Source organism: Streptomyces sp. SGAir0957 (assembly GCF_043523415.1).
This window is the reverse complement of the sequence record NZ_CP027290.1, coordinates 368,909-395,188: the sequence shown is the minus strand read 5'-3', so window position 1 is coordinate 395,188 and position 26,280 is coordinate 368,909. Positions and strand designations below refer to the sequence as shown.

23 protein-coding genes are annotated in these 26,280 nt (G+C 74.5%); 8 read left to right on the top strand and 15 right to left on the bottom strand.

Annotated features, from left to right (window positions below):
* Nucleotides 1–76 precede the first annotated feature (76 nt).
* The 6 genes from C1N81_RS02080 to C1N81_RS02055 are packed head-to-tail and all read right to left on the bottom strand — an operon-like array spanning nucleotide 77 to nucleotide 10,057.
* Nucleotides 77–1,012 carry a thiopeptide-type bacteriocin biosynthesis protein gene (locus C1N81_RS02080; protein ID WP_394426101.1) on the bottom strand — a complete coding sequence of 312 codons (936 nt, stop codon included), beginning with the start codon at nucleotides 1,010–1,012 and terminating at the stop codon, nucleotides 77–79.
* Nucleotides 1,013–1,041: 29 nt separating this feature from the next.
* Nucleotides 1,042–2,550: a nitroreductase family protein gene (locus C1N81_RS02075; protein ID WP_394426099.1), complete on the bottom strand. Its 1,509-nt coding sequence runs from the start codon at nucleotides 2,548–2,550 to the stop codon at nucleotides 1,042–1,044.
* On the bottom strand, nucleotides 2,547–4,472 hold the full coding sequence (locus C1N81_RS02070) for a TOMM precursor leader peptide-binding protein (RefSeq protein ID WP_394426097.1): 1,926 nt from the start codon (nucleotides 4,470–4,472) through the stop codon (nucleotides 2,547–2,549). Before C1N81_RS02070 ends, C1N81_RS02075 begins: the two co-directional genes overlap by 4 nt.
* Nucleotides 4,459–6,237 (bottom strand): hypothetical protein, encoded by a 1,779-nt coding sequence (locus C1N81_RS02065; RefSeq protein WP_394426095.1) that lies wholly within the window; start codon nucleotides 6,235–6,237, stop codon nucleotides 4,459–4,461. Before C1N81_RS02065 ends, C1N81_RS02070 begins: the two co-directional genes overlap by 14 nt.
* Nucleotides 6,234–8,858 carry a hypothetical protein gene (locus tag C1N81_RS02060; protein WP_394426093.1) on the bottom strand — a complete coding sequence of 875 codons (2,625 nt, stop codon included), beginning with the start codon at nucleotides 8,856–8,858 and terminating at the stop codon, nucleotides 6,234–6,236. Before C1N81_RS02060 ends, C1N81_RS02065 begins: the two co-directional genes overlap by 4 nt.
* Nucleotides 8,855–10,057 (bottom strand): hypothetical protein, encoded by a 1,203-nt coding sequence (locus C1N81_RS02055; RefSeq protein WP_394426091.1) that lies wholly within the window; start codon nucleotides 10,055–10,057, stop codon nucleotides 8,855–8,857. Before C1N81_RS02055 ends, C1N81_RS02060 begins: the two co-directional genes overlap by 4 nt.
* A 153-nt stretch (nucleotides 10,058–10,210) precedes the next feature.
* Here C1N81_RS02055 and C1N81_RS02050 point away from each other — a divergent pair, with 153 nt between their 5' ends.
* Nucleotides 10,211–10,801, top strand: a complete 591-nt coding sequence (locus C1N81_RS02050) for a hypothetical protein (protein ID WP_394426089.1) — start codon at nucleotides 10,211–10,213, stop codon at nucleotides 10,799–10,801.
* Between the two features lie 122 nt (nucleotides 10,802–10,923).
* Here the strand turns inward: C1N81_RS02050 and C1N81_RS02045 are convergent, their stop codons facing one another.
* The 3 genes from C1N81_RS02045 to C1N81_RS02035 form a co-directional block, all read right to left on the bottom strand.
* Nucleotides 10,924–11,094: a thiazolylpeptide-type bacteriocin gene (locus C1N81_RS02045; RefSeq protein ID WP_361075795.1), complete on the bottom strand. Its 171-nt coding sequence runs from the start codon at nucleotides 11,092–11,094 to the stop codon at nucleotides 10,924–10,926.
* A 37-nt stretch (nucleotides 11,095–11,131) separates the two neighbouring features.
* The gene (locus C1N81_RS02040; protein ID WP_361075795.1) at nucleotides 11,132–11,302 is read right to left on the bottom strand and encodes a thiazolylpeptide-type bacteriocin; all 171 of its coding nucleotides are present in this window, start codon (nucleotides 11,300–11,302) and stop codon (nucleotides 11,132–11,134) included.
* A 176-nt stretch (nucleotides 11,303–11,478) separates the two neighbouring features.
* Entirely contained in the window at nucleotides 11,479–13,008 is a 1,530-nt protein-coding gene (locus C1N81_RS02035; RefSeq protein ID WP_394426086.1) for a SagB/ThcOx family dehydrogenase, read from the bottom strand.
* Between the two features lie 280 nt (nucleotides 13,009–13,288).
* Between C1N81_RS02035 and C1N81_RS02030 the strand changes: the two genes are divergently transcribed.
* The 4 genes from C1N81_RS02030 to C1N81_RS02015 are packed head-to-tail and all read left to right on the top strand — an operon-like array spanning nucleotide 13,289 to nucleotide 18,438.
* Nucleotides 13,289–14,773, top strand: a complete 1,485-nt coding sequence (locus tag C1N81_RS02030; RefSeq protein WP_394426084.1) for a multicopper oxidase family protein — start codon at nucleotides 13,289–13,291, stop codon at nucleotides 14,771–14,773.
* Nucleotides 14,774–14,806: 33 nt separating this feature from the next.
* Nucleotides 14,807–16,540 (top strand): class I adenylate-forming enzyme family protein, encoded by a 1,734-nt coding sequence (locus C1N81_RS02025; RefSeq protein WP_394426082.1) that lies wholly within the window; start codon nucleotides 14,807–14,809, stop codon nucleotides 16,538–16,540.
* Nucleotides 16,437–17,351 (top strand): 2-amino-3,7-dideoxy-D-threo-hept-6-ulosonate synthase, encoded by a 915-nt coding sequence (locus C1N81_RS02020; RefSeq protein WP_394426080.1) that lies wholly within the window; start codon nucleotides 16,437–16,439, stop codon nucleotides 17,349–17,351. Before C1N81_RS02025 ends, C1N81_RS02020 begins: the two co-directional genes overlap by 104 nt.
* Nucleotides 17,323–18,438 carry a 3-dehydroquinate synthase II family protein gene (locus C1N81_RS02015; RefSeq protein ID WP_394426078.1) on the top strand — a complete coding sequence of 372 codons (1,116 nt, stop codon included), beginning with the start codon at nucleotides 17,323–17,325 and terminating at the stop codon, nucleotides 18,436–18,438. Before C1N81_RS02020 ends, C1N81_RS02015 begins: the two co-directional genes overlap by 29 nt.
* A gap of 83 nt (nucleotides 18,439–18,521) precedes the next feature.
* Here C1N81_RS02015 and C1N81_RS02010 read toward each other — a convergent pair whose 3' ends face one another.
* Both C1N81_RS02010 and C1N81_RS02005 read right to left on the bottom strand, forming a co-directional pair.
* Entirely contained in the window at nucleotides 18,522–19,127 is a 606-nt protein-coding gene (locus C1N81_RS02010) for a response regulator transcription factor (RefSeq protein ID WP_394426077.1), read from the bottom strand.
* 24 nt (nucleotides 19,128–19,151) lie between these two features.
* Nucleotides 19,152–19,664 (bottom strand): hypothetical protein, encoded by a 513-nt coding sequence (locus C1N81_RS02005; protein WP_394426075.1) that lies wholly within the window; start codon nucleotides 19,662–19,664, stop codon nucleotides 19,152–19,154.
* Between the two features lie 145 nt (nucleotides 19,665–19,809).
* Here C1N81_RS02005 and C1N81_RS02000 point away from each other — a divergent pair, with 145 nt between their 5' ends.
* Nucleotides 19,810–20,796, top strand: a complete 987-nt coding sequence (locus C1N81_RS02000; protein ID WP_394426073.1) for a LuxR C-terminal-related transcriptional regulator — start codon at nucleotides 19,810–19,812, stop codon at nucleotides 20,794–20,796.
* Nucleotides 20,797–20,801: 5 nt separating this feature from the next.
* Here the strand turns inward: C1N81_RS02000 and C1N81_RS01995 are convergent, their stop codons facing one another.
* Nucleotides 20,802–21,137 carry a hypothetical protein gene (locus C1N81_RS01995; RefSeq protein ID WP_394426071.1) on the bottom strand — a complete coding sequence of 112 codons (336 nt, stop codon included), beginning with the start codon at nucleotides 21,135–21,137 and terminating at the stop codon, nucleotides 20,802–20,804.
* Between the two features lie 241 nt (nucleotides 21,138–21,378).
* On the opposite strand from C1N81_RS01995, the gene C1N81_RS01990 reads away from it, so the two are divergent.
* Both C1N81_RS01990 and C1N81_RS01985 read left to right on the top strand, forming a co-directional pair.
* The gene (locus C1N81_RS01990; RefSeq protein WP_394426069.1) at nucleotides 21,379–21,891 is read left to right on the top strand and encodes a hypothetical protein; all 513 of its coding nucleotides are present in this window, start codon (nucleotides 21,379–21,381) and stop codon (nucleotides 21,889–21,891) included.
* An 83-nt stretch (nucleotides 21,892–21,974) separates the two neighbouring features.
* The gene (locus tag C1N81_RS01985; protein ID WP_394426067.1) at nucleotides 21,975–22,823 is read left to right on the top strand and encodes a DUF4097 family beta strand repeat-containing protein; all 849 of its coding nucleotides are present in this window, start codon (nucleotides 21,975–21,977) and stop codon (nucleotides 22,821–22,823) included.
* Nucleotides 22,824–22,909: 86 nt separating this feature from the next.
* Here C1N81_RS01985 and C1N81_RS01980 read toward each other — a convergent pair whose 3' ends face one another.
* Genes C1N81_RS01980 through C1N81_RS01970 form a run of 3 tightly spaced genes read right to left on the bottom strand, consistent with a single transcriptional unit; the run spans nucleotide 22,910 to nucleotide 26,273 of the window.
* Nucleotides 22,910–24,214, bottom strand: a complete 1,305-nt coding sequence (locus C1N81_RS01980; RefSeq protein WP_394426065.1) for an MFS transporter — start codon at nucleotides 24,212–24,214, stop codon at nucleotides 22,910–22,912.
* Nucleotides 24,211–24,834 carry a 2OG-Fe(II) oxygenase gene (locus C1N81_RS01975; RefSeq protein WP_394426063.1) on the bottom strand — a complete coding sequence of 208 codons (624 nt, stop codon included), beginning with the start codon at nucleotides 24,832–24,834 and terminating at the stop codon, nucleotides 24,211–24,213. Before C1N81_RS01975 ends, C1N81_RS01980 begins: the two co-directional genes overlap by 4 nt.
* Before the next feature lie 14 nt (nucleotides 24,835–24,848).
* A complete protein-coding gene (locus C1N81_RS01970) occupies nucleotides 24,849–26,273 on the bottom strand; it encodes a hypothetical protein (protein ID WP_394426061.1) in 1,425 nt (474 codons plus the stop codon).
* Nucleotides 26,274–26,280: the final 7 nt, after the last annotated feature.

Sequence of the window (26,280 nt, the reverse complement as noted above, 5' to 3'; positions counted from 1 at the left end):
GCGGACAAGGGAGAGGCCCGGCCGGAGGGGGAATCCGGCCGGGCCTTCGGGTGGGCACCCGTCGTGACGGGGGGAGTCAGCCGGCGGGTGCCAGGTGCGGTGCCGGTGTCGTCACCGGGAAGACGTGGGCGAGCCACGCGTACGTGCGCAGCTCCTCCAGGAGGCTCAGGCCCAGACGGTTGTGGAGCATGTGGGCGTGGGAGAAGAGGATCATCCCGGGGTGGGTCGGCGAAGTGCGGCGGATGTCGCTCGCGTGGGCGGCCAGGGCCGTGTGCCAGGCGGCGAACGGGCCGTGGGCGTCCGGTGCGACGCGCGCCGTCGCGGGGTCCTGGTCGACGCGGGTGATCCGGTCGAGGAGGTCCGCGGGGTGCCCCGCGTCGGTGGCCCAGGCCCGCCAGGCGTCGCGGCCGCGCGCGAAGTAGTGGGCGCGCTCGGCCGGGTCGCCGAGGGCGACGGCGGCGGAGAGCGTGCCGCGCAGGGCGAGCGTGGCCCGCCGGGAGTCGCCGGTGATCGCGGGGGTCAGGCGCAGGACGAGGGCGCTGGAGAGGTGGAAGAGCGACTCGGCGGCTGGCATGAGGGCAGGGCCGCCGTACCGCTCGAACTCGGGGTCGTAGGCGGCCCGGTGCACGCCCGGCGGGAGGAGGTCCCGCACGGTGGCGTCGGCCCCGGTCTCCCCCGCGGCGGCGAGCCGGGACGCGCCTTCCCGGTACGCCTCCGGGGCCAGCGGTGCCTCGCCCTCCCGGAGTCGCCCCGCGTCCGCGAGCCGTGCGCGCAGGGCTTCCTCCACGCGCGCGTACGCCTCCGGGGTCAGGTCGGCGACGCGGAGGCGCAGATGGGGTCCCGACTGCCAGTAGCGCAGGAAGAACCACTGGGCGGCGGGCGGCAGTTCGGCGACGGTGGGTCCGATGACGTCCGTCAGGACGCGGTCGTGCGCGGTGCGCGCGGTCGTGCCCAGATGCAGGTGCCAGGCGCTCCAGCGCCGGGGTGTCGTTGTCGTTGTGGTGTCGGGCATGTGCGTTCCCTTGTCCGGGGGCGGGCGGCTCACAGCCGCAGGTCGAGCACGGGTCCTCCGGTCTCCCGGGGGACGCCGACGACGGCGGACAGGACGATCGTCTCGTCCTCGTCCAGCGCGACGACCTCCTTGGCGGGGATCTCCTGGAAGGCCCGTACGGGGCGGGCGAACAGGCCGGTCGCCGCGGCGGCGAGGCACAGTCCGTGGACGGCCCAGCCGCAGGCGTGCTGGGCCGCGCCCCAGCCGGCGGGGCCGAGGCGGGCGAACAGGTCGCGGGGGCGTACGGAGAAGAAGACGGTGAGGGGCGCCTTGGCGACGCCGCAGCCGTTGACGGGCGACAGGCCGTACCCGTAGGCCGCTTCGAGGGCCGCGGGCGCGCCGCGGTCGGCCCGCACCAGGTGTGCGGCCCCGTCGCGCAGGCGGTGGACGCCCGTGGCGTGGCCGTCGATGTGCTGGGTCACGGCGGTCACGGTGACCGCGTCGAAGGCGGCGGCGAGCGCCGGGTGCGGGGGCGGCACGCCGAGCCAGGCCGTCACGGCGCGCAGGGTGGCCGCGGGCAGCGGGGCGTGGCGCGCGGCGGAGTCCATGCCGTGCAGGCCGCGCGGCATCCGCCCGGAGTGGCGCCGCCACAGGAGTTCGGCCCAGTCGGGGGTGAGCGCGGACGGGGGCAGCCCCGCGGGGACCGCCGTCGTCACCGGATGCGCCGAACTCCCGTACAGCTGACCCCTGTTGACGTCGACGATGTCCGTGAGGGAGGGGTCGCTGTCCGGTACCGGGGGCTCGGCCGGGGCCGCCGGGGAGCGCCGCCGGGGCGTGCCCGCCGTCTCGATCAGCCAGGGCAGCGACCATTCCCAGGTGCGGTCGAGGCCCGCCTCCGCGAGGAGCGCGGGCGCGTTCCCGTCGGGCAGGGTGAGCGTCGCGGGCACCCCGGACAGTTCCAGGCCGAGGCTCAGCGCGCGCAGCACCATGCCGAGTTCGAGGGCGACGAGGGAGCCGCGGAACCATTGGTAGGCGGGCGGGATCGCGGTGTATCTGCCGGTGAGGGCGATCCGCGTGGGGGCGCTGGAGGGCGGTCCGGTCAGCGCGTGCCGGTCCGGTTCCAGGAGCCGCCAGTCGCCGCCGTCCCCGCCCACGAACGCGTGGACGGGGAAGAGGCAGCGGGGGGAGGCGTAGGGGCGGTGCTCGTTGTACGGGTTCTCCGGTTCGCGGCGCAGCGGGGCGAACGTCGTGGTCAGGGCGTGCAGCAACGCGTCGGGCCCGCCGCCCGGCGCCGGGAGGGCGGGGTAGGGCAGCGCGGAGAGGCGCTGCGTGGTGCCCAGGGGCAGGGTCTTCGACGGCCCGGCGGGGCGTGGCGGGGGCGGCGGTACGTGGCTGTCGGGTGGCGGGGTCGGAGCGTAGGTCCAGGCCGGCGGCTGCGGGCGGTCCTCTCCCCTGCCGTACGCGTACCAGAGGGGTTCGCGCGCGATGCTGTTGTCGCCCTCGGGCCCCGGCAGGTCGACCGGGGCCCGGCGGGTCCACTCGGGCGCGGGCGCCGTCACGGGAACGGGTGGGGGTCGTAGGGGACGGCCCGGTGTTCCTGCGCCGTGCCGCGCAGCGCCGCCTGGAGCCGGGGCAGTCCGTCGAGGCGCTGCTGGGCGTGGCCGAAGCACATGGGCACGATGCCGGGGACGACGGCGCGGGTGACCGCGATCCCGGCGTCGGCGTGTTCGCGGCTGGTCTGGTCGACGACGACGATGCGGTCGAGCCCGGCATCGGCGAAGAGCGAGGCGACGTAGGAGAGGGTGGCGCGCACGTCGCCGCCGGCGGCGCGTTCGAGCCGGCCCGGCCAGTCGGGGAACGCCTCGTCGAGGGTGACGGCCGGGCCGCCGAGCCCGGCGAGGGCGCGGCCGCGGGTCTCGGGCAGCGAGGAGAACCGCACGTGGTCCTCCAGCTCCTCGACCAGCCAGGGGTTGTCGACCATGGGCTCGACCTGCTCGCGGGTCCAGTCGACCGGGTTGGTGACGAGCTGCGCGACCTCGCGCAGGGCCCCGCGGATCGCGGACTGCGGGTCGGCGCCCGAACCGGCGGACGAGAACGTCGCCGGGAACGGGTTCTTCTCGTTGACGGCGATGACCCACACCACCGGCAGCGCGATGTCCCGGGTGGCGACCAGCAGATGGACGTCGAAGCCGCGCGAGCGGATCAGGTCGATCATGGCCCGGCTGGTGGGGTCGGTGAGGGTGGGGACCGGGATGTGCGGCAGCGGCTCGGCGCGGTACCAGGAGGTCAGGAACGCGTCGCGCTCGGCGAGTTCGAAGAGGGAGTGCAGCGCGGCCTCCTCGTAGTTGGCGCCGACGGCGCAGCCGCTGGAGCAGTCGAAGAAGTAGTGCCTGCGGTGCGCCGCGCCCGCGATCCGGGCGGCGCGGCGGTCCCTGCGGAACGCGTACTCGTACTGGTAGAAGGCGTGGTCGGCCGGGACGAGCAGGGGGCTGCCGTCGGCCAGGTCGTGGCCCCACGCCCAGTCCATCGGGGTGTCGGCGGTGAACGGCGTGGCCCGGCTGGTGGGGTGGGCGAGCTGCTCGGCGGTGTAGCGGCCGAGGGTGTCCGGGTCGACGGCGTGCTCGGCGACATCGCGGTAGGAGCGGCCGGTCAGCAGCGGGATGTCGTACGGGTAGCCGCCCAGGCGCTCGTACGCCTCCAGGACGGCGACGGGTTCGGTCTCCTCGAACGTACGGGCCCTGCCGTGGCCCATCGCGGGGGCGTCCGCGACGACGGCCATGCTCATCGCGAACGGGGCGTGCGATTCGCGCAGGATGGCGCGGACCGGCCCGAACCGTTCGTCGACGAGGCGTTCGCGCAGGTGGCCGGGTTCGACGAGGCGGCTGTCGGCGGTGCGCGTGGCGTCGCCGGGGACGGCCGGGCGGGGTCGCAGGACCTTCGGCGGCGGAGGGGTCTCCGCGCTGACGAGGTCCTCGGGCTTCGGGCCGCACACCGGGCACCAGAAGCTGCGGGCGATGCGGTGGCGGCGGGCGCCGCGCAGGGTCACCGCGTACGCCTCGCCCGGCGCGAGCGGCCGGTCCGCCAGATGGGTCAGGGCGGTGCGCAGCAGCTCGGGCAGGAGCGGGGCGGGCGCGGTGGTGGCGCGGGTGGCCCGGGTGAGGTCGCCGACCAGGGGGTGGTCGAGGACGGTGCGTTCGCGGACCTCGGCGCAGGCGGCGCAGGCGGAGTCGGTGCCCGGCACCCACAGGGGGCCGATCATGACCTCGTCGTCGTGGACGCGGACCGAGAGGTGGGGTGTGCCGGGCGCGGCGTCGAGGGGGCCGCGCTCCCAGTCGAGGTCCCATCCCAGGTTCACCGAGACGGTGGCGCCACTCGTGCGCGCGAGCGCTTCCAGGGGCTCCAGCCAGTCGTCGTGGGCGGTCACGGGCAGGGCGGGGCCGGGGAGCACCGGGGCGGCGGTGCGCGGGTCAGTCGTCGTCATCGGCGGGCTCCTGGACGGGAAGGGCGGTCACCGGGCCGTACCAGAAGGGGACGTCACCGAGGACGGGGTCCGTGCGGTGGGCGTGCCCTTCGTACGTGGCGCCCCGGGCGGTGAGTTGTGCGCGCAGTGCGGCGCGGGCGGCGGCGCCGGTGGTCGACAGGGCGTCGGTGGACAGCGGCGGGACGGGGAACGCGCCGTCCGTCTGGGCGGCGGCCAAGGCGGTGCCGAGGGCGTAATGCGCCGCCTCCGCAGCGGTGGCGCCCCAGCCCGCGCCCAGGCGCCGGCCCGCGACGGTGACCTCGGCGAGGAGCCAGTCGACTCCGCCGGTCCGGGCGAGGGTGATCTGCGGTGCGGCCGGGGCGAGGTGGGCGCGCAGGGCGCCGAGGACGCGGTCCGTCTCGGGGTCGAGCACGAGCCCGTCCGCCAACTGCCCCTTGCCGGGCGCCAGTTGACGGAGCGCGCCGTCCAGCAGCCAGTGTTCGCGGGTGAGTCCGGCGGCCGGGGTGCCGGGCCTGTCGCCGACGCGGTCCCTGAGGGCGGCCAGGGCGGCGGCCACGGTCGCGGCTTCCTGGTGGCCCGCCCAGGCGAGGACGGTGCCGGTGCGGTCGGCCCGGTGCTCGGCGGCCCGCAGGGCGAGCGGCATCTGGGGCAGCCGCTCCCCTTGCGGGAGGGCGAAGAGGCCGGTCCAGCGGGCGGTCACGGCGCGGGCCGGTGCGAGCACGTCCTCCGGGTCCGGCAGCGGTTCGGCGGGAGCGTCGTCGAGGGCGACGGTGACCGCTTCGGCCGCGGGGGCGCCCGCGACGGTGATGCGGTCGGCCGTCAGGCCGGGGCCGTGGACGACGTGGGCCTCGCCGGGCTCCGCGACACCCGTGAGGGTGTCGGCCAGGAGCTGCGCGGCGAGGGCCCCCGCCAGGGAGTGCGCCACCGGGCCCGCCGCGGGACCGATCCCCTCGGCCTCGGCCCAGGCGAGGGCGCGCTCGCGCAGGACGCGCCAGGCGGCGGGGCGCGCGCCGACGGGGCCTACGAGGCCGATGCCGGGGCCGAGCAGGACGGGGACGTGGACCGTGCCCGGCTCCTCGGCCCAGGTCCAGTCCCCCTCGCCCTCGTCCTGCGCCGTGTGGTCGCCGTCGAGGAACTCGATCACCGCTCGGGGGGCGGTGGCCCCGCCGTGCGCCGTCGGGTCGCCGACGGGGAGCAGGTGGGCGGGCAGCCGCGACAGGGCCGCCTCGTGCTCCGGCGCGGCCACGGTCGTGTGGGCGACGCCGGCCCGGTGCAGGCCCCTGCGGGCCGGGGCCACCGCCGTCGCCGGTCCGCGCAGCTCCACCGGGGTGCGGCGCAGCCGGGCGAACGCGGCGTACGGGTCGTCGAGGTGCGCGGCGAGCCGGGCCAGGCTCTCGGCGTACGGGGCGTGTCGGGCGTCCGGGGGCTCCGGGGCGCTGAACGCCGCGGCGTCGAGCAGCAGGCCGTTCTCCCTCAGCTTGGTGACGAGGTGGCGGACGGCGGGCCGCGCGCGTTCCGTGCCGAACTCGGCGACCAGCGCGTCCTCGGTCGTGCCCGCCTCCAGGAGCGGCAGGCAGACGTCCGCGACGGCGTAGAGGATGTCCGAGCCGCGCAGCACGAACTGTCCGCGCGTCCCGTTGAAGTAGACGCCTCCGGCGACCGGGGCGTAGTGCAGCCCGGGGCGGGTCCTGAGCGGCGGTCCCGGTGTCCCGGGGGCCTCGGGGGCCGGTGTGTCCCGCCGCGCCTCCGTCTCCGTCGGCGTCATGAGCGCTCTCCTTCCGGTGCCGGGTTCTGCGGGGCGTACGTGAACGCGCCGCCTGCCGCGCGGCCGACCTCGACCACCCACTCCGTGGCGTGCGTGCCGTCGGTGACGCCGGGCAGCGCCTCTTCCAGGTAGTCGGCGCCGCCGCCGCGGCGCTCCAGCATCCGGGGCAGGACGCGGGCGGCGAGGGCGCTGGACAGGTCGACGTACTGCGGTTTCTGCTGGAGGCGCTTGGACTGGACGTCGGGGGCGCCGACCGACAGGGGGCCCTCGTCGTCGGGGGCCGACTTGACGACGACCTCCTCGGGGACGCCGTGCCGGGCCCGCCATGCGGTGAGGGCGAGGAGCCGCTCGTGCTCGTCGGGGCCCGCCGCGACGGCCGTGTCGAGTTCGGCCCCGCCGTACCAGCGGCGGCGTCCGACGACCACGTCACCGACCGTCATCCGGGGGGCGGTGCGGGTGGCCTCGCCGTCCCAGGGGGTCGCCGCGTGCCAGGAGTTGGGGAGGCTGTTGAAGAGGCGGCCGCTGATGACGAGCCCGGAGGCGACCGACAGGGGCGGCGGGAACAGGCCGGGGTGGCCGGTGCCGAGGGGCAGGACGCGCAGGGGGCGGCCGTCCGCGTCCTCGACGGTGAGGGTGTCCGTCGCCGCGTCGTGCGCGAGGCGCAGGGTGAACCAGTCCTCGGCGGTGAGACCGCCGGGCAGGATCGGGCTGTGCGCGTTGACGTTGAGCCGGTGCAGGCCCAGGTCCTCGGTGACGCGGGTGCCGTCGCTGCCGTAGAAGCGGTCGAGGCGTTCGGCGAGGCGGGGCAGGGCGCGGCCGCCCTGGCGGCGGTCGGCCTCCAGGAAGCGGGCGTAGAGCATCCCGTGGCCGGGCAGACCGTCGTTGAGGACGAGTTGGTCCCCGGCCTGCTGGAGGAGGACGCCGTAGACGAGCGGGTCCTGGCGGAAGCGGTCGGGCAGGGCGCGGGTCAGTTCGGCCACGTCCGACGCCGTGAGCGCCAGGGTGTCGGCGCCCGCCTGGGCCGCCTTGGTGAGCTGGGCGTGCACCGCGTCGGAGAGCTCGCGGCGCAGCAGGTACATGCGCTCCAGGCTGCCGTCGGCGGGGCCGAGGCCGGTCAGCGCGGTGGCCTTGCCGCTGCCCCCGGGGCCGTAGACGGCGGCCATCGCGGCGGCCCGGCGGGAGACCTCGGCGACGATGTGGGCGGCGTGCTCGGCGAGCGGCACGTTCGCGCCCGCGCCGAAGCGCTCGACGAACGCGGCGGTCATCAGGACCCGTACGTCGTGCAGCCAGTCGAAGACGGAGAGGAGCTCCACCGCGGGTCCGACGTCGGCGAGTTGCGGGTGCCAGTCGGCGGAGGCCACCTTCAGCGGTGGCATGACGTAGTCCTCCTCGACCGTGATGTGCGCGGGGCGGCCCGCCGCCTGGCTGAACCGGCCGAGGTCGGCGCGCAGGCGGGCGAGGGCCGCGCCGCGCTCCTGGGCCGGGGTGCCGGCGAGGCGCGGCAGGGCGGTGCGGACCGTGGCCGCCAGTTCGGCAGCCTGCTGTGTGCGTGCTGTCGCCGGGAGGGTGAGCAGGTCGTCGTAGTCGGCGCGGGCGATGTGCTCCTCGGCGCGGGCGAACGTGCACAGCACACCCTGGCGCAGCGCCTGCCGCACCCGGCGGCCGGCCTCCTCCTCGGTGCAGCCCGCGCGTGCGGCGACATGGGCGACGACGGCCGGGTAGCGGCGCGGCCCCATCGACAGGGCGTCGAGCAGGTCGCCCACGGGGCCGTCGAGCGGGAGGGCGAGGCGCCGGATGCCCTGCTCGGTGACGTGGAGGAAGAAGAGCTTGCCCGCGGCGGGGTCGGGTGCGGAGGTCGGCGGGACGCCCACCCACGGCCCGGCCGGGTCCGCGTCCTGGTCCTCGGGGGCCTCGGGCAGGTCGCCGAGGACGTAGCCGAGCATGACGCGGTCCAGGCCGGGGACGGCCTCGGCGCCGGTGAAGGCGACGTCGCCGGGGCGTACGGCCTCCTCGTCGCCGGCGGGGGCCGGTTCGGCGATGCCGACGGCGGTGAACCGGGACAGCGGGCTGGTGCGCACCATGGCCCGGGTCACGTACTGGATGAGGCCGCGCTCCGACTTGCGGGTGCGGGCGGAGACCTTGCCGGGGCCCTGGACGGCGGCGCGGTAGCGCTCGGCCTCCTGGTGCACCTCGGGGGCGACCAGGGCGAGCGAGCGCAGCAGGTCGTCGTCGCCCAGCAGGCGGGCCAGGGTCGCGCGTTCGCGGTCGGAGGCGGCCGCGTAGCCCTCGGCGACGGCGCCGCGCAGCCGCTCCCGCTCCTGGTGGGCGGCGAGCCAGCGGGCCACGGCCGGGGTGCGCGCCGCGGGGGTCCCGCTCTCCTTGCGCGGGGCGCGGCCGTTGTGGATGGCGCGGCGCAGCGCGATCAGCTCGCGGCGCTCGGCGTCCGACCCGGCGGCGCCGATCCGCTCGTAGAGGACCTGGGAGCAGGGTTCGGCGGCGTCCGCCAACTCGGCTTCCGCGCGGGCGAGTTCGTTCAGCAGGCGGCGCTGCGCGGGATCGGCGAGGCGGCTGCGGCGCAGCGGGTTGACGCGCAGGAACCATTGGGGTTCGGGGCTGTTCATCGTGTCGCTCCCGTCAGGCCGGCCGCGCCCGGTGCGGCGGTGGCCGTGGCCGTGTCGGTACTCGTACGCGTCCGGTCCAGGCGGTCGCGCCAGCTCGTGCCGAGGACCTCGTCGACGGTCTCGGCGAGGGCGAAGCACATGTAGTAGCGCTGCATCGGCGGGACGGTCAGCAGGGGCAGTTGCTGGTAGAAGAGGTTCGTCAGGAGCCGGTACGCGGCGAAGAACGGCGACGGGGTGTCGATCGCGCCCGAGCCGTGCACGGTGCGGTGGAAGTCGGTGTCCGGCTGCGCGCCGCGCGGGACCACGGTCGGCGCCCCGGGCGGGCCCATCTCGCTGCGGTCGACGGCGTCGCCGACGGAGTCGAGGAGGTCGCCGGTGAGGGTTCCGGCGGCGACGGCGCTGTCCAGGACCCCGGCCGCGTAGGCGAACGCGGTGCGCCACTGCGCGGCGGCGGGCGACACCTCGCCGCCGAGCCGCTGCTCGACGACCGCGCGCAGGGCGGGCGCGTCCTGGGCGAGGCGTGCGCGGAAGGCGGGCCGCATGTCCTTGGTGGGCGCCGCCCAGGCGAGGAACGCCTCCACGTGGGAGCGCGGCGAGAAGACGCCGTAGGCGGGGCCGAGCGCATGGGTGTCGACGAGCGCGGCGAACGCCTCCGCCAGGCGGACCGTGGCGCTGCGGGGCCGCTCCGCCATGCCCTCGATCGTCGTCAGGACGGGCGGGGTGAGGGCGCCGAGCACGACCGTGCGCAGCGCGTCCAGGCGCGGGTCGCGGGAGCGCAGGGCGGGGTCGCCGGCGGCGACGTGCTCCGCGGCGCCGTGTTCGCGCAGCGGCAGGTAGGGCGGCTGCACCCCTTCGAGGCGGCCCCACTCCCGCGCCTGGCCGAGGTACTGCTCCTCGGTCAGGGCCCGGCTCGGGTCCAGGGGGCCGGCGTCGAGGCCGGCGAGGACCGCCGCCCAGTCGGCGCCCCCGGCGGGCGCCCCGCCGGCGGCCGGGGCGAGGAGGTCGATGTGCGGTCCGTGCAGCCAGCCCCGGCGCACCTGCACACCGGGCACCCCGCGCCCGCTCATGTCCCGGGCGACCGGGACGACGTACCGGGCCAGCCAGGCCGGTGTCACCGGCATCCGTGTGTGGAGCCGCACCCCCGTCAGGTCGGTGGAACCCGGCCTCACGGCTATGCGCTCCGGAGCGTCAACCCCCATGTCCTGGCACCTTCCGCAATGAAATCGAAAACGTCGGAATCGTGGAACATATTTTTGGTGTCCCGAATTGGCGGCGGAAGAACAAAGGGGCCCGCACCTTACATACGTCACGCTTTCCATGACGTATGTGAAGGGCCGATGTATCCTCCACCAATGACACCCACGACGACGCCGTCCCCCACATCCCCGGCGGACGCCGAATGCCTCGCGCTGACGCGCACATTGCGCCGCAGAGGCGCCTTGGTCCTGTCCGTTTTCGGCCTGTTGTGGGCCTTCGCCGGGGCCTCCGGCACCGGCTCCGGCACGGACGCCGTGCCGCTGGCGATCGAGGTCGCCGCCGTCCTGGTCACCGCGGGCGCCCTCTACCTGGGGTACCGCGGCGGTGCCGCGCCCTCGCCCCGGACGGTGAACCTGCCCGAGAAGTGGGCGCGCGGGGTGGGCATCGTCAACACCGTCGAGGTGGTGGCCATCTTCGCGGTGATCGCGGCGGCCAACGCCACCGACCGCCAGGGGCTCATCCCGGTGGGCATCGCGCTCGTCGTGGGCCTGCACTTCTTCCCGCTGTCACGCCTTTACGACCAGTGGCAGTACAAGTGGACGGCCGCGCTGCTCACCGCGGCGGCCGTCGTCGGGCTCGTCCTCTACGCGGCCGGCGTCGCGGACGAGAGCGTGCGCGTCGTGGTGGGCCTGGTGTCCGCCGTCGTCCTGTGGGCCTCCGCCTACCACGTGGCCGTGCGCGGCTGACACCCCCGCCGCCCCGACCGACCCGCCCGCACACGAACGCAAGGATGTGCCCGACCGGCCGCGGTGGCCGGACAGGCGCATCCTTGACGCGTTTCTCACGCGGTACCGCGCATCACGCCACTTCAGCAGGCGGAGCAGGTGCTGGAGGACGAGGACGAGGTGCCGATCGAGCCGCTGGAGGCGCCCATCTCGGGCAGCGCGACGCCGTCGGCGACCTCGAGGGTCTCCAGCTCGTCCGCGTCGAAGCCGTCGAAGGCCTGCTCGTCGGCGTTCTTGATGTCCTTGGCGGTCATGTCTGTGGTCCTTTCGGGGATCCGTCGAGGGGGTGGGTCAGCAGGCCGAGCAGGTGCTGGAGGACGAGGACGACGTGCCGATCGAGCCGCTGGAGGCGCCCATCTCCGGCAGCGCGACGCCGTCGGCGACCTCGAGGGTCTCCAGCTCGTCCGCGTCGAAGCCGTCGAAGGCCTGCTCGTCGGCGTTCTTGATGTCCTTGGCGGTCATGTGACTTCTCCTTGACTAGGAATTCCTGATGGGATTTCTCCGGGACTGCCGCTCGGAATTCGGAGAACCCGCGCCGGGATTTCCCGCGGGTTTTTCCTTTCCCGTCCGGCTCTGGAATTCATCTTGCTCGACCCGTCACCGCCGCACCAGACCTCCTGGCCTCCGGCTGACATTTATCACGCGCCGGATGACGTTTCTTCCGGCGCCGGCAGGGCCCATTCCGGGCTGTTCACCATGTGCCATTCGCTGCCGGGCCGCTCGGGTATGCCGGCGTCGGGCCCCGGGGTGCCGAGGAGGAAGTCCCCCACCGACGACTCCTGGAGGTAGTCCAGGCCGAGGACGCGGGCGGACAGGTCGGCGTCCCCGTTGCCGAGGCCGCAGGGCGCGAGGCCCATCGCCGTGGCCACCAGGTACATGGTCTGGTAGAGGACGCCGGTGTGGCGCAGCGTCGTCGCGTAGGCCATCGCCCGGTACTTCCACGCCATGCGCTGGAACCGCGACGTCACCGTGAACAGGACGTCGGGGTGGACGTCGAAGCCGACCGAGCGCGAGGCCACGCCGAGCAGGGAGCGCCGGTCGTGCGCCGACTCGTTGACGAGGACGAGGCGGTGCGCGTACGAGTCGTAGTGGTAGACGCCGGGCGCGAGGCCCTCGCAGCGCTCCACCGTGACGTACAGCTCCAGTTCGTAGAGCGAGCCGCCGCTCGGGTAGGGGCGGGAGACGACCTCGTCGCGGTCGGTCGCGTCGGGCGGCGCGTGATGGACGCGGATGCGCTGCACCCGGTAGAGGAACTCCCCCAACTCCCGTGCCGTGAGCGGTCGTTCGCCGAAGGTGCGGTGGGACCGGCGGGTCTCCAGCGCGGTGGTCAGTGACGGGTCGCGGGCGTCGAGGTCGGCGCGGCGCGGCCGGTACAGGTCGGTGGCGGGGCCCGCGGGCGGCGGCTTCACGGCGGGCCGCGGCTCGATCTCGCCGCGGTAGGGGTACAGGGCGCCGAACGCCTCGTCGAAGCGGCCGGAGCGGACGCGGGAGTGGAAGAGCAGGTCGTGGAAGTCCCACTGGCGCAGCACGGGTTCGGTGTCGGAGGGGAACGTCCCGTCGGCGCCGGCGACCTCGACGAGGTCCGCGCCGACGAGATGCGCGAGCACGTCGAGCGTCTCCGGTCCGCTCAGGCCCGTACCGGCACCGGCCCGGGCGGCGGCGCCGGGCTGTCCGAGCGCGGCCACCAGCTGCCGGGCGGCGGGGTCGGCCAGGACGGCGCGGAACTTCGCGAGCGGTGACTCCAGGACGAGAACGTCCTCGCGGCTGCGGCACAGGGCGAACCGGGACAGCCGCACCCGCGCGTCGGCCGCGACGGACGCGACCCGCCCGCGGGCGTCGCGCGTCGTCGGCTCCAGGCGCAGCAACTCCCGCCTGTCGGACGGTGGTTGATGGGTGAGGACGCTGTGGGCCAGCAGGTGGCCGGCCCGCTCGAAGAGCGCGTCGGCGCGACGGCGGCCGGCGTCGTCGAGCCCCGCGCAGAGCTCCTCGTGCGGCAGCGGTCCCGCGACGAGCCGGTCCAGGACCGTACGCAGCGCGCCGCCCACCGGGCGCAGGACGAGGGAGGTGACGGGGGCGCGCAGGACGGCGGTGTCCGTGGCCTCGTCGTGGACGACCTGTACATCGGTGCGCAGCGCCCGGACCGGCCGGGCGGGTGGGAAATCCTTCACGGATACGGATACGGGTACAGGTACGGGTTCGGGTACGGATGCGGATGCGGATGCGGATGCGGGTACGGATGCGGAATTCATGAAGTCACTCTGACGCCCGCTACACCGGCGGCTCCGTTCCCGTACGCACGAAATGACAGTCACCATTCCCGCGCGTGACCGGGGTCATGAAAGCACGTGACACATGCCAGGGCCGGGCCGTTTTCGCTCGGAGATCCGGCGACCGCGGCACAGGATCAGAACACGAATTCCCCACGCTCAACAGACAAGGAAGACAGCCGTGTTCACTCGTCGTCACGCGATACGCCTCGGTCTCACCACCGGTGCCGTCGGGGCGGTCGGCGCCGCGGGCGGCGTCTTCCAGACCCTCACCTCGGGGCAGCCGGCCGCGGCGGCCTCCGGCGCGGTTCCGGCACGGGCGGCGGCGCCGTCCGTCGCGCCGTTCTCCGTGCCGCTGACGGTGCCGCCGGTCCTCGCCCCGTACCGCAGGACCGCCCGCGCCGACCACTACCGGATCACGATGCGGCGCGCGAGCAAGGAGATCCTGCCGGGCACCCGCACCGACGTCCTCACCTACAACGGCTCGTTCCCGGGCCCGACGATCCGGGCCCGGCGCGGCAGGACGGCCGTCGTCGAGCAGATCAACGCGCTGGACATGCCGACCTCCGTACACCTGCACGGCGGCAACAACCCGGTGGAGCACGACGGCGGCATGATGGACACCATCGCACCGGGCCGCCGGCGCACCTACGTCTACGAGAACGATCAGCCGGCCGCCACCCTGTGGACGCACGACCACGCCCATCACATGGAGTCCGAGCACGTCTACCGGGGCCTTTCCGGTCTCTACCTGCTCGGTGACGCCGCGGAGGACCGGCTCGGCCTGCCGTCGGGGAAGTACGACATCCCCCTCGTCCTGCGGGACGCGCGGTTCGACGAGAACGCCGCCATGGTCTACACGATGGACGACGCCGAGAACCGCACGACGCTGCTGGTCAACGGCAGGCCGTGGCCGTATCTGAAGGTCGAGGGCCGCAAGTACCGCTTCCGGCTCGTCAACTCGTGCAACCTGCGGATCTTCGTCCTCGCCCTGTCCGACGGCAGCACCACCCAGCACCCCGTGCAGCAGATCGGCTCGGACGGCGGCCTCCTCGCGGCGCCCGCCGAGACACCCGTCCTGGTGCTCTCCCCCGGTGAACGCATCGACTTCGTCGTCGACTTCGCGCAGTACGCGCCGGGCACGCGGCTCGTCCTCGCCAACATGCTGGGGCCGGGCCCGACCGACCTCGTCGGCCAGGTCATGCGGTTCGACGTCGGGGAACGCACCCCCGACGCCAGCCGCGTCCCGGCCGCGCTCGCCACACTGCCCGCGCTGCCCACGCCGACCGTCGAGCGCTCCTTCGACCTCACCATGGACGAGCCGGGCAGCGGCCACCAGGCGTACATCAACGGGAAGACCTTCGACCCCGACCGCATCGACACCCACATCGCGTGGGGCACCACCGAGGTGTGGACGGTCACCAACAAGAGCGCCACCATCCCGCACAACTTCCATACGCACCTGGTGCAGTTCCGCATCATCGAGCGCGACGGACAGCCGCCTTATCCGGCCGAGGCCGGGCTGAAGGACACCGTCCTGCTGTTCCCGGGGCAGACCGCGAAACTCCAGCTCACCTTCGATACGCACCGCGGTGTCTATCCGTACCACTGCCACATGATCGACCACAGCGCCATGGGAATGATGGCGCAGCTCAAAATCGCCTGACCGCCGCCGGTCCGCGATCCGGAAAGGAGGACCATGAACTCCCCCAGCATTTCCCGCCCTTACACCCGCCGTGTGCTCGCCGCGCTCGGCCGCGACCCCGAGCGGATCGTCCTGCGCCGCCCCGGCACGGCGGTGACGGCGGCCGGACTGCGCGCGTCCGTGCTCGGCTGCGCCGCCCTGCTGCGCGCCCACGGTGCCGGGCCCGGCACCACCGTCGCCATCCTGACGGGCCCCAACCATCCGTCGATGCTCAGCGCCCGCTACGCCGCGCACCTGCTCGGCGCGACCTCGGTCTACATCCGCTCGATGAACCCGCGCACGGACACGGAGACCTTCACCCTGTCCACGCAGGCCGAGGTCCTCGCCGCCCTGGACGTCCCGCTGCTGCTCGTGGACGACACCGACGAGGACAGCGCGGCCCGCGGCAGGTGGCTGACGCTGCGCCGCCCGGGGCTCACCGTCCTGGCGATCCCCCGCCCGGCGGGCGACGCCTTTGAGGCGGTGCCGGACACGCCGCCGCCGCGCGCCGACGACCTCGCCGTCGTCGACTTCACCAGCGGAAGCACCGGCCGGCCCAAGATGGTCGGGCAGCGCTACCGCACCCGTGAACACCTCGTCGGCCGCCTCGCCGACGGCCTCGACACCACGGGCCCCGCGACGCTGCTCTCCGTCACCCCCATCAGCCACACGACGGCGCCGATGGCCGACGCGGTGCTGTGCGGCGGCGGCAGCGTCGTCCTGCACGACGAGTTCGACGCCGACGCCACGCTCGAAGCCATCGCCGAACTCGGCGTCACCGACGTGTACTTGGCCGTCCCGCACCTGTACCGGCTGCTCGACCGTCCGCTCATCACCTCCTACGACCTGTCGTCGCTGCGCCGCATCACCTACAGCGGGACCCCGGCCGCCCCCGACCGGGTCCGCCAGGCGGTCGAGGTCTTCGGCGACGTCCTGATCCAGGTGTACGGGACCACGGAGGCGGGCGGCATCAGCAGCCTCACGCCGCTCGACCACCGGGAGCCCGAACTGCTCGGCTCGGCGGGGCGCCCCTTCCCCTGGGTGCGCGTCGAGATCCGGGCGCCCGGCACCGGCACCCCGCTCGGGCGCGGGCAGAGCGGCGAGATCTGGGTCGACTCCCCCACCGTCTCGGCCGGTTACCTGGGCGACGCGGAGCTGACCGGAGCCACGTACCGGGACGGCTGGCTGCGCACCGGCGACCTCGGACACTGGGACCGCTACGGCTATCTGCGCCTGGACGGCCGGGTCGGCGACGTGATCAAGCACGGCGGTCTCAAGCTCGACCCGGCGGCCATCGAGGCGGCGCTGATGCGCCACCCGCAGGTGCGGCAGGCGGCGGTGTTCGGGGTGCGCGACGAGCAGTTCGTGGAGCAGGTGCACGCCGCCGTCGAGCTGTACTCGGGCGCCGCCCACACCTCCTGCGACCTGCGGGACTACGTCGCGGCGACGCTCACGCCCGAGCACGCCCCGGTCGCCGTGTCCGTGTGGCCGCGGCTGCCGCTCACCCCGTCCGGCAAACCGGACCGCGCGCGGCTGCGCTCCCTGGCCGTCCCCGTACGGGCCCGGCCGGCGGCTCCGCGCGACGGTTCCCCGGCACGCGGTGCGCCGGCCGGCGCACCACCTCGCGCAACAGAAAGGGCGCTCCATGACCGGATACGGCCACTTCGCCCGGTCCCTGCGGCTGCGGCGGCTCTACCGCCACAGCACGGCCGGCCTGATGATCACCCCTCTCGACCATTCGATCAGTGACGGGCCCGTGGTGCCCAAGGGCACGACCCTCGACGAACTCGCCGGGCAGCTCGCCGCGGGCGGCGCCGACGCGGTCGTCGTGCACAAGGGCAGCGTCCGCCACATCAGCCCGGAGCGGTTCGCCGCGATGTCGCTGATCATCCACCTCAACGCCTCGACGAGTCAGGCCCTGGACCCCGACGCCAAGTACATGGTCACGCAGGTCGAGGAGGCCCTGCGGCTCGGCGCGGACGCGGTCAGCGTCCACGTCAACGTGGGCTCGGACGACGAACGGCAGCAGATCGGCGACCTCGGACGGATCGCCGACGCCTGCGACCGGTGGAACCTGCCGCTGCTCGCCATGGTCTACGCCCGCGGCCCGCGCGTCACCGACCCGCGCGACCCCGGCATGGTGGCGCACGCCGTCACCGTCGCCGCCGACCTCGGCGCGGACCTCGTCAAGACCGTCTTCCTCGGCTCCACCGCGGAGATGCTCGACCTGACCGCCGCCTGCCCGGTGCCGGTCCTCGTCGCGGGCGGCCCCGCGATGGCCACCGAGCGGGACGTCCTCACCTATGTACGGGGCGCCCTCGCGGGCGGCGCGGGCGGGGTGGCGATGGGCCGCAACATCTTTCAGGCCGCGGACCCCCGGCGGCTCGCCGCGCAGGTGGCCCGCCTGATCCACCACTTCCCCGAACAGCACTTCGGCCCGGTCGGCTTCCCGGCCGCCGACGCCGACCCGACCGTGCGCCTGACCCCCGACCACCTGACCGACCTGCCCGACCTGACAGGAGACCCGCATCATGACGGACGCCAAACTGTGCTGGCTTGACATCCGCGGCGCCGGCGACGCCACCGCCGCCGTCCTCGAAGAGGCCCTGCACCAGCGGATCGACGGCATCGTCGCCGCCGACCCGGCCGCCTTCGCCGACCTGCCGCCCCTGGTCCGCAAGGTCCTGCTGTACGAGGCCGGGCCCGACGCTGTCCCGGCCGACCTCGGCGCCGCCGACCTGGTCGTCGTCGCGGGCGGCAAGGACGAGCGGGCCGCCCTCGAAAAGGCGCACCCGGGCGTCCAGTTCGGGCGCTACGTCGAGATCGTCGACGCCGACACCCTGGAGGACGCCTGCCTCGCGGCCCGTCTGGAGCCGTGGGCCGTCCTGGACTTTCGCGACCCGACGAAGATCCCGCTGGAGATCGTGATCGCGGCGGCCTCGGGCGCCCCGGGCTCGATCATCACCACGGCGGCCGACACCGACGAGGCCGAGATCGTCTACGGCGTCCTCGAACTCGGCTCGGACGGCGTGCTGATGCGGGGCGCCAAGGTCGGCGACGCGACCGCGCTGCGGGCGGCGGCGGCCGCCCGCGCCGGCAAGGTCGACCTGGTGGAGCTGACCGTCACCGCCACCACCCACATCGGCATGGGCGAGCGGGCCTGCGTCGACACCACGACGCACTTCCGCAAGGACGAGGGCATCCTCGTCGGCTCGCACTCCAAGGGCATGGTCCTGTGCGTCAGCGAGACCCACCCGCTGCCGTACATGCCGACCCGCCCGTTCCGGGTCAACGCCGGGGCGCTGCACTCGTACACCGTCTCCGAGGAGGGGCGTACGAACTACCTCAGCGAACTCCACGCGGGCAGCAAGGTCCTCGCCGTCGACGTGGAGGGCCGCACCCGGCCCGTCTCCGTCGGCCGGGTCAAGATCGAGACCCGGCCGCTGATCTCCATCGACGCGGTGGCCCCCAGCGGCCAGACCGTCAACCTGATCCTCCAGGACGACTGGCACGTGCGGGTCCTCGGCCCCGGCTCGGCGGTGCTCAACTCCACGGAGCTGAAGCCGGGCGACCGCATCCTCGGCCACCTGCCGACCGCGGACCGCCATGTCGGCTATCCGATCCAGGAGTTCTGCCTGGAGAAGTGAGGACAGCGTTCGCAGTGTTCCGCCCAGCCCCGGCACGCCTCGTGCCGGGGCCGGCGCATGTGCGGCGCCTCTCGGGGCCCGGGTCACAGGAGTCCGTGCTCCCCCGCGATGCGGGCCGCGTCGAACCGGTTGCGTCCGCCGAGCTTCTTGATCGCGGCCGAGGTGAGGTTGCGTACGGTGCCCGCCGCGAGGAACAGCTCGCCCGCGATCTCCTTCACCGTCGCCCCGCTCGCGGTCAGGCGCAGGACGTCCGTCTCCCGCGTACTGAGCGAGGACTCCCCCGCGTCGGCGGGCCGCAGCAGCGACGGGTCCACGGTCAGGCAGCCGCCCGCGACCCCCATCAGCGTCGTGACGAGCTGCGGAAGCCGGGCGTTCTTCGGTACGACGCCCAGCGCGCCCGCGGCGACCGCCCGGTCCACCACGGACGGGGTCGCCGCCCCCACCATCAGCGCGACCCCGCACTTCGGGTACAGGCTGCGCACCTCCATGGCGACCTGCAGCGCCTTGCCGCCCAGAGTGGGCTCGCCGAGCAGCAGCACGGTGGGCCGGTGCCGTTCGACGGCGGGCAGGACCGCGTCGCAGGACGTGGCGAGACCCACCACGCTGAGCCCCTCGATGCTGTTGAGCGTCTCGGCGAAGGCCTCGAGGACGAGTTGGTGGTCGCCGGCGACGACCAGGCGTACGGACATAGCGCATTCCCCCATGACGTGTCGTCAGCACTCCTGACGTGAACCGTGCCGGGCGGTCAGCCGCCCCATGACCTCCTGGACCAGCCGCTCCTGGTCCGCCGTCTCCTCGACCGCCTCGACCTCCAGGTACGCGGCGCGGGGCGGCAGCGCCGCCGCGATCGCCCCGGACAGGACCCGCATGGCCGCCGGTAACGGCCCGGCCGCACAGCCCGGCGGGATCACCACCACGCAGGCGGTGGCGGCGCCGAGGTCCGCCGCGATCTGGCCCGGCAGCGCCCCGAAGGTCTCCGCCCGCTCGGTGTCGACCTGGTAGGGCAGTGCGACCAGCCCGATGTCCGCCAGCTCCTTGCAGAGGAACGCCGCGTTGGTGGCCGCGTCGTCCGCGCGCCCCGGATGCCCCGCGGCGACCACCGCCACCGCCGCGCCCGCCGCGCACAGCCGGGTGGCGATGCGGCGGCCCACGCCCGCGGTCGCGTCGACGACGAGGACGACGGCGCCGGCGAGGGGCGGGGAGGAGAAGGTAGTTGAAGGGGGCACCGGAACTCCCGAACGGGGTAGTGTGACGAATATGTGAACGATCACGGGGGCGTCGATCGTGACGATCCCCCATGCCTGTCGTTCGTGCCGCGCGGCGGGCGCGTGCGGACGGCCGGCCCGTACATGCGGTTCAGGGGGACACCACGTGGCCGAGTCATCAGCTCTGGACCAGGAGACGCTCGGCGTCTACCGGGCGATCCTGTTCCACAAGGAACACGACCCCGACCGGCTCGCCCAGCTCCTCGACATCGATCTCAGCTGTGTGAAGGCGGCCCTGGACCGCCTGTCCGACCTCTCGCTCCTGGCACCCTCACGGGACTCGCCCGGAGCCCTGCGCGCGGTCAACCCCTCGCTCGGCCTGAAGGTCCTGCTCCAGCGCGAGCAGGACGAACTGGCCTGGCGGCAGCAGCGCATCGAGCAGAACCGGGCCGCGCTCGCGGCCCTTGCCGCCGAGTACGCCACCTCCAGCCGGCCCGGCACGGACGGCACCGAGGAGCTCGACAACGTCGACGACATCCGGATCCGGCTGGAGGCCCTCGCCGAGTCCTGCCGCCACGAGTCCCTGGCGTTCCATCCCGTGAGCGGTCTGACCGAGGAGTCGATCGAGGCGGCCCGGCCGCTGAACGAGCGGGCGTTCGCCCGCGGCGTCCGGTTCCGCTCGATCTACCTCGACAGCGTCACCAACGACCGGGTGACCAAGGCGCACGCGCAGTGGATGGCGGAGCGCCACAGCGAGATCCGCACGTCCCCGACGCTGCCCATGCGGCTGCTGATCGTCGACACGAGCGCGGCGGTCGTCGCCGGACTGCCCGGCCAGACGGGGCCGTCGGCGCTGGTGTTCAGCAGCCGGCCCGTGGTGCTCGCCATGCGCGCCCTGTTCGAGGCGTACTGGGAGCACGCGTCGCCCTTCCACCAGGAACCGTCCGGCACCGACCCGGCGAGCGAACTCACCCCGCAGGAACGCAAACTGCTCCAGCTCCTCGCCACCGGCCTCACCGACGAGGCCGTGGCGCGGGCGCTCGGCATCGGTGTCCGCACGGAGCGGCGCATCGTGGCCGAACTGATGGAGCGGCTCGGGGCGTCCAGCCGGTTCGAGGCGGGGGTCCAGGCCAATCGCCGCCAGTGGATCTGACGGCGTCACGGCTTGACCGGCGGCGCGGGCCAGACGAAGTCGTCGGGCGAGTTCGTCGGCCCGGCCGGCCAGACGAAGTCGCCCGGCGCCTTGCCGCCCTCGACGGGCCAGGTGAAGTCGGACGCGGAGTCCAGGGCGGTCCGGACGTCCCGGAGGTCCGTCAGCCCGCCGTGGCCGGGGCGGCCCGACGGCGGCGTGGGCCAGGTGAAGTCCTGGGTCGTGACCTGCGGCGTCCCCAGCCCGTCGGCCGCCTGGGCGGGCGCCGCGCAGGCGATCCCGGCCAGGACGCCGGCGGCGGCGAGGGTGACGATAGCGGAGATACAACGGTTGGTACGGGCCACGACAGGTCTCCATTCCATGCGGTCGGACGTGTGCGGATCAGTGCGCATGGAGCCGGTGGTACTTCAGCTCCCCCGGGCCGGATCGCGTTCCCCGCGCTTTCCGGCCGCTGAGAAGAGAAAACCACCCCGCCCCCGCCCCTGTCCGCATCGCACGAGGTCAGGAAGTTGCCTGGCAGGGAACTGCCGACCCCCGGCGCCCGGTGCATGGCGCGTGGCGCCATTGTGGTGCCATAGTGGCGTCATGGATCTCACGCCGTACGTCGACACCCTGCGCCGCGAGCTCGCGGTGGCCGCCGAAGCCGGGGGTGAGGAAGCCCGGGAGCTGGCCGAGCGGCTCACCGCTCCGCTGGAGTCGGCGGCTCGGCTGACGCTGCTCGGCGCGCTCTCCGCCGCGATGAGTGATGTCACCCGGGAGCTGGCGCCGGGCTCGGTCGACGTGCGGTTGCGGGGGATCGAGCCCGACTTCGTCGTGACGCTGCCGCCCGGCGATCTGCCGCACGGGCGGCCGGCGCCGCGGGAGGAGCTCCCGGTGGCGCCCGAGGGCGGTGACGAGGGCGGCACCGCGCGCGTCAATCTGCGGCTGCCCGCGCATCTGAAGGCGCGTGCCGAGGAGGCGGCCGGGCGGGAGGGTCTGTCGGTGAACGCCTGGCTGGTGCGGGCCGTCGCGGCCGCCGTCGAGCCGGGTGGTGCGCGGTCGCGCGCCGCCGAGAGACCGCGGGCTGTCGGGCAGAGCTTCACCGGCTGGGTGCGTTAGCGCTCGGAGCCACACGTCGCGCCCCTCCCCCGTGTCCACCCCCCTACGCCTCGTCCCCGTGCGGGACGCCAGACGGGACAGTCATGCCTGCTTTTGAGACTCCTCAGCCGATCTCGGTGACCGCGCACCTGGAAGCCGGGTCGCTTCAGGTCGTGGCCGGTGAGCGGGGCGAGACCGTCGTCGAGGCGCGGCCCCGCGATCCGGGGCGGGAGCTGGACGTCAGGGCCGCCGCGCAGACCGAGGTGGCTTTCGCGGACGGCACGTTGCAGATCAGGACGCCCAAGGGCGCTCTGTTCGGCCTCGGCCGCACCGGCACCGTCGATGTCACGGTCGAACTGCCCGCCGCGTCGCGCCTCGACGTCACCGGCGCCTGGGCGCACGTACGGGGCGAGGGCACGCTGGGCGAGGTCCGGGTGAAGACCTCGTCGGGTGATGTCCGGTTCGGCACCACGGGGCCGCTGCATCTGACGGCGACCCACGGGTCCCTGTCCGTGGAGCGGGTCAGAGGCGCGGCGGAGATCACCACCAGCTCCGGGAGTCTGCGCGTCGGGTCGGTCGAGGGCACCGCCGTCCTGAGGAACTCGCACGGCGGCACGACTCTCGGCGACATCACCGGTGATCTGCGGGTCAGCGGCGCCAACGGGGACATCACGATCGGCCGGGCCGAGGGTTCCGTCACCGCGACCACCGCCCACGGCACCTTGCGCCTCCTCGACGTGGCGCGCGGCACCGTCCAGCTGGAGACCTCCGACGGGGCCATAGAGGTCGGCATCCGCGAGGGCACGGCCGCCTGGCTCGACGTCGGTTCCGTCTCCGGGCAGGTGCTCAACTCCCTCGCCGCGTCCGCGAGTCCGGCCGACGCCGAGGAGACCGTCGAGGTGCGGGCCCGTACGCGGCACGGCAATGTCGAGGTGCGGCGCGCCCTCGGCTGAGCCCGGCCGAGCGGAGCCGAACAGGGCCGAGCCGAGCCGGGCGAAGCCGAGCCCGGCCGACCCGAACGCAGCCGCCCCGTACGCGTTCAGCCGACGGGCGCCTCCCGCCGGCCGGCCTCCGCGCCATGGACGCGCAGCAGCGGCACCCCGGTCGTCGCCACCACCGCCGCCAGGCCGAAGGCGCAGAACCACAGCGCGCCCTGGTTGCCGACGGCTCCCGCGACGACGCCCGCGAGGAGCGAGCCCAGGGGCAGGCTCGACATGATGCCGACGCGGGCCGCCGCGTTGACGCGGCCGAGCACGGGGGCGGGGGTGAGGCGCTGGCGCAGGGTCACCAGGGCGACGTTGATCAGGGGCGAGCTGAGGCCGAACGCGAACTGGGCGGCGGCGAATCCGGCCCACGACCAGTCCCGGGTGGTGGCGGCGAGGACGAAGCCGCCGCCGGTGAGCAGCGCGAGGCCGATGAGGACGGTGCGGGGTTCTCCGCCGCGGGCGATGACGCGCGTCACGCACGCCGACCCGATCAGGGCGGCCGCTCCTTCCGCGGCGAGGCAGACGCCGATGGTGCGCGGCGAGAGGCCGAGGTCGCGGGTGGCGTAGAGGACTTGGAGGGCCATCAGGCCCGCGGTGAAGAGGTTCGAGGCCGCTCCGGCGACGATCACGAGCTGGACCGGGCGGTGGCGGGCGATGAAGCGGAACCCTTCGGCCAGGTCGTCGCGGAGCCGGTGCCGGGCGGGCGCGGAGGGGACGGCTTCGGGGGGCGGCGGCGGGGTGCGCCGTGCCGTGATGGCGAGGACGCAGGCGGCGGAGACGGCGTAGGACGCGGCGTCGAGGGTGAGCGCCCCCGCCGGGGAGAACTGCACCACGAGGAACCCGGCCGCGCTCGGCCCGACGAGCTGCGCGAACGAACGGCTCATCTCCAGGCGGCCGTTGGCGCGCGCGAGGTCGTCGGCGGCGACGGTGTGCGGCACGAGCGTCTGGTAGGCGACGTCGAAGAAGACGCCGAAGCAGCCGATGGTGAAGGCGAGGAGCAGCAGGAGGGGGACGGAGAGCAGGCCGAGGGCGGACAGCAGCGGGATCGCGCCGATCAGCAGGGCCCGGAACACATGGCACACGAGCATGGTCCGGCGCTGGTCGTGCCGGTCGGACCAGGCGCCGGCGAGGAGGCCGAGCAGCACGATCGGCAGCCAGCCGGTGGCGGTGATGAGGCCCATCTGCGGGCCGGACGCGTCGAGGGTGAGCACCGCGGTCAGCGGCAGGGCGACGAGCGTGACCTGCGTGCCGAACAGGGAGATCGTCTCGCTGCACCACAGCAGCGTGAAGTCGCCGCGGCGCGGCCCGCTCCCGCGGGTGGTGGCGCCGTCCGTGGGACGGTCCTTGACGCCGCTCACCGCAGGAAGGTGACGGTCACGGACCGCCGGGGCGGGGCCGTGGGCGCCGGGCTGCGGACCGCGTGCCAGGAGGCGTCGGAGCGGACGAGGACGGCGCTGGTGCCGAGCAGCGGCGGGTGCGCGGCCGTGGGACGGGTGGCGTCGCGGCCGTCGAGGACGAGCAGTTCGCCGCCGTCGGCGCGGGTCCAGCCGTCGCTCAGGTAGAGGATCTGGGTGACGATCTTCTCGGCCTTGTCGACGTGCGGCGAGAGCCAGTCGCCGCCCGCGTACTCCCACAGGTTGACCGACAGCCGTGCACCGGCCAGGTCGATGCCGGTCAGGCGGGCCATCTGCGCGCGGTAGGCGGGGGAGGTCAGCGTGGAGAGCAGCTCGGGCCACGGGCCGCCGGGCCAGGAGTCCGGGTCGTCGACGGCGAGGGGGCGGGTGGCCATGCGGTAGGTCTTGTCGCCCTCGTACTGCGCGCAGGGCGCGAGGGCGAGCGTGTCGAAGGAGCGGGCCAGTTCTTGCGCGAGTCGGGGGGCGAGGGCCTGGTCGAGCCAGGCGTGGGACCAGGGCCGGGTCCGCAGGCGGGCCCCGGCCAGGGCCTCGGTGACGGTGCGGTGCCGGACATCGGTGGACATGCGGACTCCTGGGGTCACAGGGCCGACGGGAGCGGGGAGCGGGCGAAGCAGCCGGCGAGCTTCTCCGGCAGATGGTCGTAGCCGCGTTCGAGGTGGCGGGTGCCCGTGATGTGCACGGGCCCGCCGTCGGCGGCGAGGGCGGCGACCAGGAGGGCGGCGGCGCAGCGCAGGTCGGTGGCGTGGACCTCGGCCCCGCCCGCGGGGACGCGCAGGGGCGAGGCGCCGACGAGGACGCCGTCGGCGGTGTGGCGGGTGTCCGCGCCGAGCGCCGCGAGTCCGTCGAGGTGGTGGTAGCGGCCCTGCCACACGCCGTCGACGATCCGGGTGGGGCCCGGGCACCGGGTGGCGAGGACGGTGAACAGGGGCTGCGAGTCGCTGTAGATGGTGGTGGGGTCGACGCGGATCTCGGGCAGCGGGGCGAAGCGGCCGTCGCGCGGGGCGCCGACGAGGACGCCGCCGTCGTGCTCGGCGAACCGCACACCGGCGGCGCGCCACAGCGCGTGCTCCGCCCGCAGCCCTTCGCGCAGCGTGTTCATGGTGACGTTGGTGAGGTGGACGCGGCCGCCGGTGACGGCGGCGACGGTCGTCCACGTCACCACTTCGAGGAGGTCCGGCGGCAGGTCGTAGGTGAGCAGGTCCTGGCGGCGGGCGGGGCGCGGGGTGATCTCGATGCGGTCCGGTGCCCGCCGCACGCCGACGCCGTCCTGTTCCAGGAGGCACAGGAGCGACTCCAGTTCCGCCTTGCGGTAGGGGCGGTGCAGCACGGTGGTGCCGTCGGCGAACGCGGCGGCGAGGACGGCGGCCTTGGTGGCTCCCGAGTACTCGGCTCCGGTGAGCCGGTCCTGGTCGTCGGCGAACAGGCCGAGGTCGAGTTCGACGGCCCGGTAGCGCCGTGCGGGCAGGGTGAGTTCGCGGCGTACGGCGTCGAAGCGGGCGCCGAAGTGTTCCAGTACGCGCACGATGTGGTGCCAGGGGCGGGCGCCGCGGTCCTGGGCGCTGCCTATGGGGCAGCCGCCGAACGCGGAGAAGCCGACGCGGCCCTGGCGGGCGAGGAGCGGGGGCAGGAGGTAGAGGCTGCCGTGGATGTTCGCGGCGGCGGGCGGCAGCGTCGTGGCGGGGCCGGTCGCGTCGCCCGTGGACGGCAGGTCGCCGGGGGCGAGGACGAGGCCGGAGCCCGCCCGCGAGGTGTGGACGCCCAGTGGGGGCAGCAGCTCCAGGTAGGTGCGGGTCTCCAGGATGTCGGGCACGTTGGTGAGGACGGTGCGGCGCCGGGAGCCGACGGCGTAGGCGACGGCGAGCACCATGACGTGCTTGAAGCCGGAGACGCTCGCGCGGCCGCGCGCGGGGTTGCCGCCGCGCACCGTGAGACGGTCCGGGACCGGGGCGGGAGGACGGGCCGGGGCCAGGACGGGGGAAAGGGTCGGGGCGTTGCTGCTCACGGTGGTC

Excerpts from the sequence above, each read along its gene's own strand:
- C1N81_RS01985 (WP_394426067.1), top strand. The coding sequence starts at position 21,975 with ATGCCTGCTTTTGAGACTCCTCAGCCGATCTCGGTGACCGCGCACCTG.
- C1N81_RS02050 (WP_394426089.1), top strand. The coding sequence starts at position 10,211 with ATGACACCCACGACGACGCCGTCCCCCACATCCCCGGCGGACGCCGAA.
- C1N81_RS02055 (WP_394426091.1), bottom strand. The coding sequence starts at position 10,057 with ATGGGGGTTGACGCTCCGGAGCGCATAGCCGTGAGGCCGGGTTCCACC.
- C1N81_RS02065 (WP_394426095.1), bottom strand. The coding sequence starts at position 6,237 with ATGACGCCGACGGAGACGGAGGCGCGGCGGGACACACCGGCCCCCGAG.
- C1N81_RS02080 (WP_394426101.1), bottom strand. The coding sequence starts at position 1,012 with ATGCCCGACACCACAACGACAACGACACCCCGGCGCTGGAGCGCCTGG.
- C1N81_RS02045 (WP_361075795.1), bottom strand. The coding sequence starts at position 11,094 with ATGACCGCCAAGGACATCAAGAACGCCGACGAGCAGGCCTTCGACGGC.
- C1N81_RS02010 (WP_394426077.1), bottom strand. The coding sequence starts at position 19,127 with ATGTCCGTACGCCTGGTCGTCGCCGGCGACCACCAACTCGTCCTCGAG.
- C1N81_RS02070 (WP_394426097.1), bottom strand. The coding sequence starts at position 4,472 with ATGACGACGACTGACCCGCGCACCGCCGCCCCGGTGCTCCCCGGCCCC.
- C1N81_RS01975 (WP_394426063.1), bottom strand. The coding sequence starts at position 24,834 with ATGTCCACCGATGTCCGGCACCGCACCGTCACCGAGGCCCTGGCCGGG.
- C1N81_RS01990 (WP_394426069.1), top strand. The coding sequence starts at position 21,379 with ATGGATCTCACGCCGTACGTCGACACCCTGCGCCGCGAGCTCGCGGTG.
- C1N81_RS02060 (WP_394426093.1), bottom strand. The coding sequence starts at position 8,858 with ATGAACAGCCCCGAACCCCAATGGTTCCTGCGCGTCAACCCGCTGCGC.
- C1N81_RS02020 (WP_394426080.1), top strand. The coding sequence starts at position 16,437 with ATGACCGGATACGGCCACTTCGCCCGGTCCCTGCGGCTGCGGCGGCTC.
- C1N81_RS02025 (WP_394426082.1), top strand. The coding sequence starts at position 14,807 with ATGAACTCCCCCAGCATTTCCCGCCCTTACACCCGCCGTGTGCTCGCC.
- C1N81_RS02015 (WP_394426078.1), top strand. The coding sequence starts at position 17,323 with ATGACGGACGCCAAACTGTGCTGGCTTGACATCCGCGGCGCCGGCGAC.
- C1N81_RS02040 (WP_361075795.1), bottom strand. The coding sequence starts at position 11,302 with ATGACCGCCAAGGACATCAAGAACGCCGACGAGCAGGCCTTCGACGGC.